Raw genomic sequence first — 13394 nt, 5'->3', positions numbered from 1 at the left:
TTTTATCCCTTTATACAAAGCGAAAAGCGATTGAACCAAGTTGATCATAATCAATATGGAATGTATCACCTGCACGAGCTGCTACAGGACGGGTAAATGAACCACCTAAAATAATTTGTCCTGGTTGCAACGTAACACCATGTGGATGCAGTTTATTGGCAAGCCAAGCAACACCTTTTGCTGGATGATTGAGTACAGCAGCGGCAACACCAGATTCTTCAATAACGCCATTACGGTATAAAACTGCTGAAATGCGGCGTAAGTCGAGGTTATTCGGTTTGATTGGGCGGCCACCCATAACAATGCCGGCATTGGCAGCATTATCAGAAATAGTGTCAAAAACTTTACGGGTTATTTGAGTTTCCGGATCAATGTTGTGTAAACGTGCATCAATGATTTCAATAGTCGGAATCACGTAACGAGTCGCATCCAGTACATCGAAAATAGTGCAGTTTGGCCCAGTCAGTGGTTTATCTAAAATAAACGCCAATTCAACTTCAACACGAGGCACAATAAAACGTGACATTGGAATATCTGAGCCTTCTTCAAATACCATGTCATCTAGCAATGCACCATAATCAGGTTCAGTAATATTTGAAGAAACCTGCATGGCACGTGAGGTTAGACCAATCTTATGACCAACTAATTTTCGTCCTTCAGCAATTTTATGCTCTACCCATGCCTTTTGAACTGCATATGCATCATCAATTGTAATTTCGGGATATTGCAGTGAAAATTGGCGTATTTGCTGACCAGTTTTTTCAGCTTCATCGAGTTGAATTGCTAACTCTTGGATTTTAGCTTTATCTAACATACGACTTCCCTGCCTTAAGCCTGATTTTTTAAAAACTGATGGATATTGTTTGATTTGAAATTAAGAACCGGATCAAGTTCTGTCATTTCAAATGAAATTGCTAAAAGCCGTTGCTCTTTCAAGGGTTGAAAAAATTGCTCAATTAAAGCGAAGAGCTCATTTGCAACTTTTTGACGTGTGTCTAAGTCGCGCCCAGATCCAACTTTTAAGCTCATATGTACAAATGCATAGTCATATTGACCATCTGCCACACGATATTTGTCTAAACGAATGGCACGACTGCGGATTCCCCCTAAAGGAAATACACCAGTATTTCCTAAAAAGTCATTTACGGTTTTAAACAAGCCCTGAAAGTCTACGGTATCTTCAAGGTTGGCACTGTATTCAGCAATAAAGTGTGGCATCTTTCACTCCTTGATTATGCGTCGGGCATTAATGGAAAAATTGCATTAATTTGCCCTGTTCCTGAGCTTGGAAAAGCTGGTGTGATAATTTCTGCTGGCTGGTTATATTTATCCCACCCCATTGCACCTAAGAGCATTGCTGTATCGTGCATGCCGCCCTCACCAAAACAATATTCGGCATATTCAGGTAACATCTCGCAGAACTCTGCCCATTCAGCGTTTTCCCACATTTTCACGACATGTTTATCGACTTGACGATCCCATTCACGTGTATATGTATCCATTCCACGTTGTGCTTCCCAATCCCAAATAAAGCGATGTGATAATGAACCACTTGCAAAAATGGCTACATTACCGTCATAACGCTCAATTGCTTTAATTAAACCTTCACCAAATTTACGACTATCCTGCAATGAATGAGATGTACAAAAAGCAGAGACTGAAACGACTTTAAAACGGCGATCTTGATTCATATAACGCATCGGGACTAAAGTACCGTATTCCAGCTCAAGGCTTTTGATATTGTGAGCTTGTACACGCACACCTGTTTTTGCAATTTCTTCTTGCATCAACTGGCCTAGTACCGGATTACCGTCATATTCAAATTCCATATCTTTAATAAAATGTGGAAGTTCATTGCTCGTATAAATCCCTTGGAAATGTTCGCCGCAGTTAATATGAAAAGCACTATTGACTAACCAGTGGCTATCAAACACCACGATAGTATCGACATTCAAGTCACGACAACGTTGACCAATTTCCTTATGCCCATCAATGGCTGCTTGACGGCAGCCTTGATGAGGACCAGGTAGTTCAGACAAATACATTGATGGAACATGTGTAATTTTTGCTGCAAGAACTAACTTACCCATAATATTTCTTCCCTAAACTAGTATTTAAAAATTACATGCCCCAACGAGGTATATGATGAGAACCCATTGAAATACATACATTTTTAACTTCTGTAAATACTTCAAAACTGTATTCACCACCTTCACGTCCTGTACCGGATGCTTTCACACCACCAAATGGTTGACGCAAGTCACGTACGTTTTGGCTATTAATAAAGACCATGCCAGATTCAATACCTGCAGCAAGGCGGTGTGCTTTACCAATATCTTGAGTCCAGATATATGACGCCAATCCATATTCAACATCATTTGCAAGGCGTAATGCTTCTGCTTCATCTTTGAATTTTAATAAGCACACCACTGGTCCGAAGATTTCCTCTTGGGCAATACGCATACGGTTATCAACATCGGCAAATACTGTTGGCTGAATAAACTGACCATTTTTCAAATGCTCAGGTAAGTTTGCTGGGCGCTCTAGACCACCAGCAACTAGATTTGCACCTTCCTCAATCCCGATTTTGATGTAGCCTGTGACTTTGTTGTAATGTGCTTGCGTAATCATTGAACCGACTTGCGTGTTTGGATCTTGAGGATCCCCGACAATGATATTTTTTGCACGACGAGCAAACTCGGCCACAAATTCATCGTATACAGATTCTTGAATAAAGATACGACTGCCTGCGGTGCAACGTTCACCATTTAACGAAAAGATCGTAAACAAAGCTGCATCTAAAGCACGTTCTAAATCGGCATCAGCAAAAATAACAACGGGAGATTTACCACCAAGCTCCATTGAATATTTTTTCAAACCCGCATTGGCCATGATTTTACGACCAGTAGCTGTACCACCAGTAAATGAAATTGCACGGATATCAGGGTGTTTCACCAGTGCATCCCCAGCATTTGCGCCAAAGCCCTGAACGACGTTGAATACACCTTCTGGAATACCAGCTTCTAACGCTAAACGTCCAAGTTCATTTGCAGTTAAAGGCGACAGCTCAGACATTTTAAGTACCGCAGTATTACCTAATGCCAAACATGGCGCTGTTTTCCATGTTGCTGTCATAAACGGTACATTCCAAGGCGAAACTAATGCACATACACCTACTGGTTGATGCAGTGTATAGTTCAACATTTGGTCATCAACTGGATAAGTATGACCATCCATGCGGGTACACACTTCTGCAAAGAAATTGAAGTTATGTGATGCACGAGGAATCAAAACATTCTTGGTCTGGTGGATAGGTAAACCTGTATCTAAAGTTTCTAATTCCGCAATTTTGCCAACATTTTGATCAATCAGATCACCCAAACGGCGCATTAAACGTGCACGTTCTTTTGCCGGTGTTTTAGACCATTGTGGAAAAGCTTTTTTCGCAGCTGCCACTGCTAAATCAATTTCTCTTTGTCCACCACTTGCTACTTCACCAATAGCTTGGTTGGTAGCTGGGTTAAAGTTTGTAAATGTCTCGTCACTAGCGACTTCTTTACCATCAATCCAATGCTTAATCATGGAAAATTCCTTTATTTCACAGTATTAAAAAATTCAGTTTCTGAAACGATGTAGTTCCGGAGCTTGCCTATGCCTTCGATTTCAACGACAACTTCATCTCCCGGAACAACATCCGATAATCCTTCCGGTGTTCCAGTTGCAATCATGTCCCCTGGTTGCAAAGTCATAAATGATGAGATGTACTCAATTAGGAATGGCACATTAAAAATCATGTCTGCAGTAGTGCCTTCTTGACGTAGCTCTCCATTAACCCATGTTTTTAATACAAGATTGTTTGGCTCAGGAACTTGTGTACGGTCAATAATGTATGGCCCAACTGGTGTGGTTGCCTGACGGTTTTTAACGCGTAAATTTGGACGATAATAATTTTCTAGATAATCTCGAATCGCGTAGTCATTGCATAACGTATAGCCTTTTACATATTCCAAGGCATTTTCACGTTTTACATTTTTGGCAGTTTTACCAATAACAGCCACAAGCTCACACTCATAATGCATATATTCAACATGATCTGGACGCCAGGTTTGTTTGTTATGCCCTGTATAAGTATTATTGGCTTTAATAAAAATCAAAGGTTCTTTTGGGGGTTCAAATGCTAGTTCACGTGCGTGATCTGCATAGTTTAAGCCAAGTGCAAACATGGTCCCATTTGCAGGAGGTAACCATTCAATTTGCTCTTCCTTAAGAGTTTGGCCAGAAGGTAACTTAACGCTTAAGTCATCATTTACATGAACATCCAAAACTTGTCCTTCGTATTTAATTTTAGCTGTCTTCATGACTGTGCCCCTTGTTCCTGAACTATGTTTGTGACTTTGCCGATTTGTTCAATTTCAACAGTCACCGTATCTCCATCATGAAGATCAGCTCGGCCCAATGGGGTGCCTGTCAAAATAATATCCCCTTTATTAAGCGTCATATATTCACTAATTTCCTGAATAAGCTGTTCTGGAGTACGAACCCAATTTGAAGTTGTCCCTTCCTGTACAACTTCATTGTTCACATACACGCGCAGGGTTAAGGCATTGATATTTTGTACTTGATCTTTCGCCACAACAGGACCTATAGCGCAAAAACCGTCACGGCATTTCGCTTTTATTGCTGGACGATAATAACTATCTTCTGGAAGGCTAAACTCATTAATAACAACATAACCAGCAATATAGTCAACAGCTTCACTTTCCTTTACGCGACTGGTACTTTTCCCGATCACTACACCTAGGGTTGGGCCAGCCTGTAAAATTTCGTTTTTTGGTTTTATAATTACTCCACCGTTACTATTACGAGTATTCGGTGTTTTAATAAATAAAACAGGTTTAACTGGTTCTTTTATATAAGGCTTATCATTAAAACTTTTTTGGAGTTTTTCATATAAGCATTTATAATTCAAAGCAATACCAAAAATATTACCGTCTATTTTGATTTCATTTGAGTGATCCATCAGGTACCTACTCCATCTTTTTTCAGTTTAGCCAGAATTAGACTTTCTAACGATTAGTTAATATGTTAACTTTATAGTTAATATGTTAACTAATTTCAAGTGTTTTTTCATGTATTGTAGTAAAAGATACTTTCCAAGGAATGATTAGTATGAAAAATGGAATGATTCCTAATTTAAAAATGGGTGAAGTCTATGATCAACGCTATGCTGATGCCGAAATACATTATGAGGCTTTAAGTAAGCTCGCTTTGTTCTTCGGAATGCAAATGCCAGCACACCGGCATGATCGATTCTTTCAAATACATTTTTTGACTAAAGGTTCTGTTAGGATCTTTTTGGATGATGTGAAATACATCTGTCATGCACCTGTTTTCTTTTTTACACCCCCCTCAGTTGCTCATTCATTTATTACCGATCCTAACTGTGAAGGCCATGTACTCACTGTTCAACAAAATATTGTCTGGTCACTTCTAGAAGATGGTTTTCAAATACAAAATTTTATTCCGATTTGTTTACAAAGAAGCGTTTTAGAACCTAAATTTCAAGACATAATGGATCAAATTGAAAAATATTTACATCTACTTAAGCTTGAATTTGAAGCCAATCAAGAAGGCAAAAACTTAGCCCTAAAGAGTTTGATTAATTTGATCTTTCTCAATGTATTAAGATTAAGCGATGCTGCACCACTTAGAATAAAAAACTGTAAAAATGAGTTATCTATTTTTAGAAAATTTAATGAATTAATTGAAGATCATTTTATGGAACATTGGTCTTTGACTGAGTATGCAAGCCACTTAGCAGTTACTGAAGCGAGATTGAATGAAATCTGTAAGCGCTTAGCAGATATTTCATCGAAAAAACTTATTTATGACCGTCAAATGCAAGAAGCTAAAAGACTCTTAATTTTTACGGATGACTCAATAAATGAAATTTGTTATCAACTCGGCTTTAAAGATCCAGCTTATTTCAGCCGTTTCTTTCAAAGACATGCAGGAATTCGTCCCTCAGATTTTCGTAATCAACATATTCAGCAGTAATTAACATGATAGCTAAAAAATATGCATTAATTGGGCTTTTGGGAGCATTAGTTGCTTTTGGTCCCTTATCAATTGACATGTATTTACCAAGCCTACCCCAAATGTCTTTAGATTTAGTCGTCTCTGCCCAACAGATCCAAAAAACAATTACTGTGTTTTTAATTGGATTTAGTATTGGCATGTTATTTTATGGACCTCTATCAGACATATATGGTCGAAAAAAGATCCTTATTATAGGTATTTCAATTTATATAATTGCATCTATTGGCTGTACGTTTTCCAACTCGGTTGAACATCTTACTCTTTTTCGTTTTTTACAAGCAATTGGTGGAGCTAGTGCATCTGTAATTTCAAGAGCTTTAGTAAAAGATTTGTTCGAACAAAAACAGATACCCCAAATATTATCTTTAATGCATATCATTACAATGATTGCTACTCTTCTTGCCCCCACTCTTGGTGGATTATTATCCCAATATTTCGGTTGGAATTCTATTTTTAAAGTTTTATCTTTATTTTCTACTATTATTTTATTAGGGGTTTTACTCCGTATTCCAAATGAATCTCCAAAAAACAGCAGACCTCATTTTATAAAAAATTATATAATAGTAATTAAAGATAGTAGAGCATGGAGTTTTATTTTTGCTTTAAGCGGAACATTTGCTGGAATGTTTGCATATATCACCGCTTCTTCATTTATATTCGTAGATCAAATAGGCTTTAGCCAATTACAATATGCATTTTTATTCGGATTTAATATTACAGGTATTATCATATTTACGCTTTTGAATAGTTATTTTTTAAGAAAATATTCATCTTACACACTTCTTAAAGTATTTACATTAATTGCCTGTGTTTCAGGTTTTTTTCTTGTAACCATTAGCTTGTTAAATATTTCTCATCCTATCTATCTCATTATTGGATTACTTATGTTTGTAGGAGTAACAGGAGCTATTGGGGCAAATGCGATCGCAAATTTATTAAATATTTTTCCTCAGTCGGCAGGCACAGTTTCTGGACTTGCAGTATCTTTTCAATTTGGATTCGGTGCCTTAGCAAGTTATTCTACAATCTTACTTTATCGCCCTGATTCTTCACTGGCCATGACGCTCATCATGGCAATTTGTGGATTTATAAGCTTCTTAAGTTTAAGAATAAATAAACAGCTCAAAAATTATTTATAGTGACATTTAAAATAAATAGAGTGAAGCAATTATAATTACCGAACAATTGCTTCACGTATACTATTAGAGGTGACTGAGCCTTAATCTACAAAAGTTACTTTAGTAATTGCCTTTTTACTACTTTGTATAATAAGGGTTCCATTCTTTTTTACAGAATATGTGGAATCTACTTTTTCCCAATCAACTTTTACAGCACCGCTATTCAATGCATCTTTAGCTTGAGCTGCATTTGTAGTTAAACCGGCTTTTCTTAAAATAGAAGTAATAAATACTTCACCTCCAAATTCGCTACGTGAGATGACAACTTCTGAAATATCTGCCGGGATTTCTCCATGGGTAATAATATTACCTGTGCTTTTATTAGCAATTGCAGCAGCCTCAGGGCTATGAAAACGCTCTACCAATTCCAAGGCTAGAATACGTTTAACTTCTTGTGGATTACGGCCTTCAGACATTTCTTGAAGTATGACTTTAATTTCATCTATTGTTTTAAAACTAAGCAAGTCAAAGTAGCGTTCAATTAATGAATCTGGAAGTGAAAGAATTTTTTGGTACATCGTACCAGGTGTGTCAAATACACCAATATAATTTCCTAAAGATTTAGACATTTTATTTACCCCATCTAAACCTTCTAAAAGAGGTACAGTAATACACACTTGGGAAGTTTGTTGATAACGCTCCTGTAATGTACGCCCCATTAATAAGTTGAAGGTTTGATCAGTTCCGCCCATCTCAACATCAGCCTCAAGTGCAATTGAGTCATAACCTTGAATTAATGGATATAAAAATTCATGAATTGCGATAGGCTGGTGTTGCTTATAGCGGTTATTAAAATCATCACGCTCTAGCATACGTGCAACAGTTTGTTGTGAAGCCAGTTGAATAAGATCAGCAGCCGTTTTTTGTGAAAACCACTCGGAATTAAAAACAATTTTGGTTTTTGACGGATCAAGAATCTTAAAAACCTGTTCTTGATAAGTCTTTGCATTTTGGAGAACCTGTTCGCGTGATAATGGAGGTCGTGTTGTGCTTTTACCAGAAGGGTCTCCAATTCTAGCGGTATAATCACCAATAAGAAAAAATACCTGATGACCTAAGTCTTGGAATACCTTAAGTTTATTAAGAAGAACCGTATGACCAAAATGCAAATCTGGAGCGGTCGGATCAAACCCAGCTTTAATTCTTAAGGGGCGATTTTCTCTTAACTTTTTTAGAAGATCATCTTTTGAAATGATCTCATGTGTACCACGCTGTATGAGAGCAAGTTGTTCTTCAGGAGCCAAGAAATTCATCATTCAAATATCCACATCATTCATTAAATAAAGGGTTGTTCAACAACCCTGCTTACTTCCAAAGGAAACTTAAATTCATTAATTTTTAAAATGAGAGATTTAAAACCAGTTGCGCATAAAGATTGGTTTTATCATCTCCATTTTGTAAACCGTTATGTGCTAAATCATATTTCGGTTTATAAATACCAAGTAATGGAGATACTGTGAGGTTGGGTTTCACAAACCATAAAGCATATAAATCAAGTTCTTGACCTGATAAATCAGTATTATTTTCTTTCTTTAAAGTATCAAAATCATAGGCTTGCAATCCTAATGTTACTTTTTCATGAGGACTGACACTAAAACCTATATTTGAAATTTGTGTATTGGCATTAAATGGTCCTGAATAGTTATATGCCACTTCTCCCTGAAACCATTTTCCATATTCCAAAGCACCAACGAACAAGTTGTCCCATTTTTCCGAAAAACGGCTATATCTCAAAGTAAAAGAAGGCTTCCATGTAGTATCGAAGGTATAACCAGTTTTTATATACCAAGCATTTTCAGTATCGGCATCACGTTTGTCTTGAACCGCATATTCAAAACCAAAAAGTGTATTTTCGATGCCTAAGCTACCTAGACCACGTAAGCTATATACATTCATTCCTTCCCGTTCAGATAAAATTTGGGAAACCTGTTTTGCAAATTCCTGATCAATAGAGTCATTATGCAAATAAGTGAAACCTAGAGTACCTTTCTTGACATCGGTGTAATCTAAAGTGGCGGCATAGAATTTTGAATAAGCTTGGATTGCGTTATTTGATTTAAAAGTTGATAGACTGCCATGTAGACCTTCTTGATTACCTATTTTGATTAAAATAGTATCTTTAAAATCTCGATGTCCCGCTAAGTAGTAAGTACCTCCGCCTTTCCGGTTAAAAGAAGCTCCTAACAGAGGTGAATTTCCGACATTAGGCGCATCTGCACATATAAGAAAACCGTCTCCAAAACAGATATTTTGCCGACCAAAAGAAATATCTAAACCATTAGTTCCGAGCCATGGAATTAATTCACCAGATTTCCAACCAATAAAAGCATTTTCAATTTTTGTTGCTCGTTCAGAACCATCAGTAAAACCAGCAGCATCACCATCCCCCCAGGTCCCTGCACTCACCAAATTAACTTTGCCGTAGATAGCACCAAACTCACCAATTTTTTGATCTGCACTTAAGCCATATTGAAGATAACCTTCTTGCCAGCTATAACTTTCATTTTCAGCATTTGGGATATAATTTTTCTTACTATAAAAGGTTCCTACAGTTGCAATTATATTTGCTGAAATCTGCGTATCTTCAGTTTTATATAATTCAATATCTGCATGTGTTTTAAATGCAGCCATTAATATCCCTGAGAATGTAATAAAACGGTATAAACTTTTATTCATCACTTTTATTTCCCTATAAATGAATTGATAAATGCATTCTGTGCAGTTAACTTTTAACAAAGTAAGAATGGCTAAAGATTGTAAAAAAACGACTTTTGAATAATTAATTTTGATTTTTTCTTAAATTAAAATGTCGATGCATAAGAGCTTATGCATCGTATTTTCTAACTAGATTTTTTTAACTAAGCTGTAAATATTATTATAGAGATCATTATGTTTTCTTTTTAAAATAGCTCCTATAATTAATCCGCCTATAATGCTCACCAATAAAATAATAGGCATAATATAAATTACAGGGTTATTAGAGCCACTCATAATATCTAAATTTTTTATGACTAGATAAAGGATAAAAGCCATTCCTATGCTTGAAATAGCTGGAGCAATCAAACGACTCCACATGCTAACCTTAAGGTCTTTATTTTTAATAAAATATGAAATTACTGCCAAGCTTACGCCAAACTGTAAAGCCAAAATTGACATACTTCCAAAAGCTGAACACCATGAGAAAATATCAATCATCGGATCGAAATGCATAACTGCAAATATAACAATACACATCATCATAATAATGCCTTGAACAATACTGGCGATATATGGTGTTTGATGTTTAGTGTGAGTCTTTGAAAGCTTTGACCAAAATAAGCCATCACGACTAATAGTGTACATATAACGTGCAAGTGAATTATGAAACGCCTGTGTAGCTGCAAATAGACTCGTTAATAATAAAATAGACATTACATCAACTGACCATTTACCCAAAACAGCAGTAGCTACATCATAGACATACATTCCTGGATCTTTGCTTGCAATTGCTACAACAGCTCCTGATGAGCTGTAGAGAATAAAGCTCCAAGAGGTGAATACGAAAAATATAGCGATTAAACCTACTGCAATAAACGTAGCTCTTGACACCACTTTTTTAGGATTTACGCATTCTTCTGAATAAATTGCCGCTGCCTCAAATCCTATAAATGAACAGATGGCAAACACCATGGAAATACCAAAATGACTAGTAAAAATTGTGCTTGGTTGAAAAGATGTAAATTCAAAGGTAAGAGGTTTCTGGAATATGGCAAGATCTATCAATAAAATAATACCTACTTCAAGAATCATTAAGAGTCCTAGAATTTTTCCTCCAATTTCAACTCTTGCTATACCAAGAAACATCACTACAACTTGCATAGCCAATGCATAAAACCACCAAGGTATATCAATTCCCAAATGAGAAATAACCAAATGTTGAGTAAAGAAACCAAACATTGCTGTAACTGATAGCTGAATTGCCGTATACGCCAAAATGGCAACGCTCAAACCTGAAATACCTGGTCCGACCCCTAGTCCTTGTACGATATAAGTATAAAAGGCTCCTGCATTGACAACGTATTTACTCATAGCTATAAAACCAAAACTGAAAATAATCAGTAATAAGGCGGCTACAATAAAGGAACCTGGTACACCAGCTCCATTTCCTAACATAAAATTTAGCGGCATTGCACCAACTACCCCTGTCAGTGGGGATGCTGCAGCAACGACAAAAAATACGACTGTCCATAGTCCTAGACTGCCTTTCTTTAGATTATTTCCATTATTCATAAAAGCTCCTCGCGAACGAGAATAAAACACTAAGGCTCTGTCTCTTTTTGCTCGTCATTACTTAAATAGATAAGACTTCAAAATCGACCTGTCTTGCATACAGCAAAATAATAAATTCAGAAGAAATCTCATTATTTAGAATTTTCTAGAAAATAGGATTGCTGTATTAAGCTTTAAATTAAAGGAAAAAACCGAAGTTCACTTGTAAAAAAACGACATTCTCTTTATTTTCATAAGTTATTAATTTATATAAAAAAGCCATTTAAAATAATTTAAATGGCCAAGGCACAACTTTTTATTAATTTAAAATCAAGCTTCTGTTAAATGGATTGATTGTTTATGAGTATATTGCAACAAACCACCTAGCCCAAAAGAATAGCCTAGACCTGAAAGCTTCCATCCACCAAACGCAGCTTCTGGTGATAAATCAGCATGGCTATTAATCCAAACAGTGCCAGTTTCCATTCTTTCCGCAATTTTTTGTGCTTTTTCCAAATCTTTGGTCCAGACAGATCCCCCTAAGCCAAATTCGCTTTGGTTAGTCGATTCAAGCACTTTATCAACATCGCTGAAACGTATTATTGGTAATACTGGTCCAAACTGTTCCTGTTCAACAACAGCTGTATCTTCACTTGCATCTAAAACCAATGTCGGCGGAATGAAGTAACCTTTTTCAGGTTTCGTTTGTATAGATTGAATAACTGTAGCACCTTGTTCTATAGCATCTTCAATCAAGCGCTGTACTTTATCGAACTGCATTTTGTTTTGTACAGGTCCAAAAGTTGTTGTACTAGCCATCCCCTCACCAATGACTTGAGCATTGATAATTTCAGTCAGTTTCTGAACGACTTGATCATATATTTTATCATGTACATATAATCTTTTGAGACATGCACAAGTTTGGCCAGCATTTAAAAAAGCAGACATGAAAAGCTTCTGGCAGGTAATCTCGATATCTACATCATCCAGAACAATTCCTACATCATTACCACCTAACTCAAGTACAACACTTTTTAAAGTATTGATAGAATTTTGTAGAATTCGTTGTCCAGTACTTGTCGAACCAGTAAAGGTTACTTTTTCTATATCAGGATGTGCTGTAAGTGCACTACCGATTTGACCATCGCCAAGAACAACACTACAAACACCAGCTGGTAAGTGCTTGTTAATAATCTCAATAAATCTGATAGTACTTAGCGGAGTATATTCAGAGGGCTTATTGATCACACAATTTTTAGTTTTAATGGCAGGAAATAAATGCCAAGCCGCAATCATAAATGGCCAGTTCCACGGGGTAATGGATGCAATTACACCTAGTGGTCGATTATAAACCGTAATCTTTTTTCCATTAATATCTTGAAACTTGTCAACAGGAATGGTTAATCCAGCAATGTAATTTATCCATTGAACTGTAAGGTCGACTTCAACTTCTGCTAGAAATAGCGGTTTGCCCTGTTCTAAGGTAATCAACTGTGCCAATTCGTATTTATACGATAAAACATCCTCAGCAATTGCATAGAATGCCTGTACGATTTCTTGATCATCTACGTTTTTCCATGATGTAAAAGCATGTTTTGCTTGAGCAACACACTCATCTAGCTGTTCTGGTGTTGTTGATGGAACACTTGCAATCACATCCAAGGATGCCGGATTGATTACATCAATGGTTTTCCCTGTTCCTAAAACTTTATGACCATTTATATACATAGAGGTATTCATGCAATTTTCCTGCGTTAATGTATATAAAGCGACCAAATGGAACTATTTTTAAATTAGTCGCTTTAATTAAAATTAGAGAATAAAAACAACAAATCAAGGACATCTTTTTAATGGGAAAAAGCTCACTGA

At 36.4% G+C, this 13394-nt stretch carries 12 protein-coding genes; 2 read left to right on the top strand and 10 right to left on the bottom strand.

All coding sequences use genetic code 11. The features are described from left to right. Window positions 1-10: 10 nt before the first annotated feature. The 6 genes from hpaH to MKL33_RS14110 are packed head-to-tail and all read right to left on the bottom strand — an operon-like array spanning window position 11 to window position 5020. Window positions 11-814, bottom strand: coding sequence for a 2-oxo-hept-4-ene-1,7-dioate hydratase (gene hpaH / locus MKL33_RS14135; protein ID WP_270907193.1), 804 nt, complete (start codon window positions 812-814; stop codon window positions 11-13). A 14-nt stretch (window positions 815-828) separates the two neighbouring features. Then, window positions 829-1218 (bottom strand): 5-carboxymethyl-2-hydroxymuconate Delta-isomerase, encoded by a 390-nt coding sequence (locus MKL33_RS14130; protein WP_270907192.1) that lies wholly within the window; start codon window positions 1216-1218, stop codon window positions 829-831. Between the two features lie 14 nt (window positions 1219-1232). Continuing rightward, on the bottom strand, window positions 1233-2090 hold the full coding sequence (hpaD, locus tag MKL33_RS14125) for a 3,4-dihydroxyphenylacetate 2,3-dioxygenase (protein WP_270907191.1): 858 nt from the start codon (window positions 2088-2090) through the stop codon (window positions 1233-1235). 31 nt (window positions 2091-2121) lie between these two features. Beyond that, window positions 2122-3582, bottom strand: coding sequence for a 5-carboxymethyl-2-hydroxymuconate semialdehyde dehydrogenase (hpaE, locus tag MKL33_RS14120; RefSeq protein WP_270907190.1), 1461 nt, complete (start codon window positions 3580-3582; stop codon window positions 2122-2124). An 11-nt stretch (window positions 3583-3593) separates the two neighbouring features. Then, window positions 3594-4358: a fumarylacetoacetate hydrolase family protein gene (locus MKL33_RS14115; RefSeq protein ID WP_270907189.1), complete on the bottom strand. Its 765-nt coding sequence runs from the start codon at window positions 4356-4358 to the stop codon at window positions 3594-3596. Continuing rightward, window positions 4355-5020 carry a fumarylacetoacetate hydrolase family protein gene (locus MKL33_RS14110; protein ID WP_270907188.1) on the bottom strand — a complete coding sequence of 222 codons (666 nt, stop codon included), beginning with the start codon at window positions 5018-5020 and terminating at the stop codon, window positions 4355-4357. Before MKL33_RS14110 ends, MKL33_RS14115 begins: the two co-directional genes overlap by 4 nt. A gap of 149 nt (window positions 5021-5169) precedes the next feature. Here MKL33_RS14110 and hpaA point away from each other — a divergent pair, with 149 nt between their 5' ends. Continuing rightward, window positions 5170-6057: a 4-hydroxyphenylacetate catabolism regulatory protein HpaA gene (gene hpaA / locus MKL33_RS14105; protein ID WP_270907187.1), complete on the top strand. Its 888-nt coding sequence runs from the start codon at window positions 5170-5172 to the stop codon at window positions 6055-6057. Window positions 6058-6062: 5 nt separating this feature from the next. After that, entirely contained in the window at window positions 6063-7238 is a 1176-nt protein-coding gene (locus tag MKL33_RS14100; RefSeq protein WP_270907186.1) for a Bcr/CflA family multidrug efflux MFS transporter, read from the top strand. Window positions 7239-7318: 80 nt separating this feature from the next. Here MKL33_RS14100 and tyrS read toward each other — a convergent pair whose 3' ends face one another. The 4 genes from tyrS to MKL33_RS14080 form a co-directional block, all read right to left on the bottom strand. Next, window positions 7319-8533 (bottom strand): tyrosine--tRNA ligase, encoded by a 1215-nt coding sequence (gene tyrS / locus MKL33_RS14095; RefSeq protein ID WP_270907185.1) that lies wholly within the window; start codon window positions 8531-8533, stop codon window positions 7319-7321. An 82-nt stretch (window positions 8534-8615) separates the two neighbouring features. Beyond that, window positions 8616-9953, bottom strand: coding sequence for a hypothetical protein (locus tag MKL33_RS14090; RefSeq protein WP_270907184.1), 1338 nt, complete (start codon window positions 9951-9953; stop codon window positions 8616-8618). 168 nt (window positions 9954-10121) lie between these two features. Next, window positions 10122-11546 carry an APC family permease gene (locus MKL33_RS14085; RefSeq protein WP_270907183.1) on the bottom strand — a complete coding sequence of 475 codons (1425 nt, stop codon included), beginning with the start codon at window positions 11544-11546 and terminating at the stop codon, window positions 10122-10124. Between the two features lie 309 nt (window positions 11547-11855). Beyond that, window positions 11856-13265 carry an aldehyde dehydrogenase family protein gene (locus MKL33_RS14080; protein ID WP_270907182.1) on the bottom strand — a complete coding sequence of 470 codons (1410 nt, stop codon included), beginning with the start codon at window positions 13263-13265 and terminating at the stop codon, window positions 11856-11858. Window positions 13266-13394 lie beyond the last annotated feature (129 nt).

It is taken from the genome of Acinetobacter sp. AOR43_HL (assembly GCF_027854635.1).
Taxonomy (GTDB): domain Bacteria; phylum Pseudomonadota; class Gammaproteobacteria; order Pseudomonadales; family Moraxellaceae; genus Acinetobacter; species Acinetobacter pittii.
This window is presented reverse-complemented; position numbering and strand designations above follow the sequence as displayed.

What these genes read in the sequence shown, in the direction of transcription:
- MKL33_RS14090 (WP_270907184.1), bottom strand. Translation starts at nt 9,953, where the DNA reads ATGAATAAAAGTTTATACCGTTTTATTACATTCTCAGGGATATTAATG.
- hpaD (WP_270907191.1), bottom strand. Translation starts at nt 2,090, where the DNA reads ATGGGTAAGTTAGTTCTTGCAGCAAAAATTACACATGTTCCATCAATG.
- MKL33_RS14115 (WP_270907189.1), bottom strand. Translation starts at nt 4,358, where the DNA reads ATGAAGACAGCTAAAATTAAATACGAAGGACAAGTTTTGGATGTTCAT.
- hpaH (WP_270907193.1), bottom strand. Translation starts at nt 814, where the DNA reads ATGTTAGATAAAGCTAAAATCCAAGAGTTAGCAATTCAACTCGATGAA.
- hpaA (WP_270907187.1), top strand. Translation starts at nt 5,170, where the DNA reads ATGAAAAATGGAATGATTCCTAATTTAAAAATGGGTGAAGTCTATGAT.
- MKL33_RS14080 (WP_270907182.1), bottom strand. Translation starts at nt 13,265, where the DNA reads ATGAATACCTCTATGTATATAAATGGTCATAAAGTTTTAGGAACAGGG.
- tyrS (WP_270907185.1), bottom strand. Translation starts at nt 8,533, where the DNA reads ATGATGAATTTCTTGGCTCCTGAAGAACAACTTGCTCTCATACAGCGT.
- MKL33_RS14100 (WP_270907186.1), top strand. Translation starts at nt 6,063, where the DNA reads ATGATAGCTAAAAAATATGCATTAATTGGGCTTTTGGGAGCATTAGTT.
- MKL33_RS14085 (WP_270907183.1), bottom strand. Translation starts at nt 11,546, where the DNA reads ATGAATAATGGAAATAATCTAAAGAAAGGCAGTCTAGGACTATGGACA.
- hpaE (WP_270907190.1), bottom strand. Translation starts at nt 3,582, where the DNA reads ATGATTAAGCATTGGATTGATGGTAAAGAAGTCGCTAGTGACGAGACA.
- MKL33_RS14130 (WP_270907192.1), bottom strand. Translation starts at nt 1,218, where the DNA reads ATGCCACACTTTATTGCTGAATACAGTGCCAACCTTGAAGATACCGTA.
- MKL33_RS14110 (WP_270907188.1), bottom strand. Translation starts at nt 5,020, where the DNA reads ATGGATCACTCAAATGAAATCAAAATAGACGGTAATATTTTTGGTATT.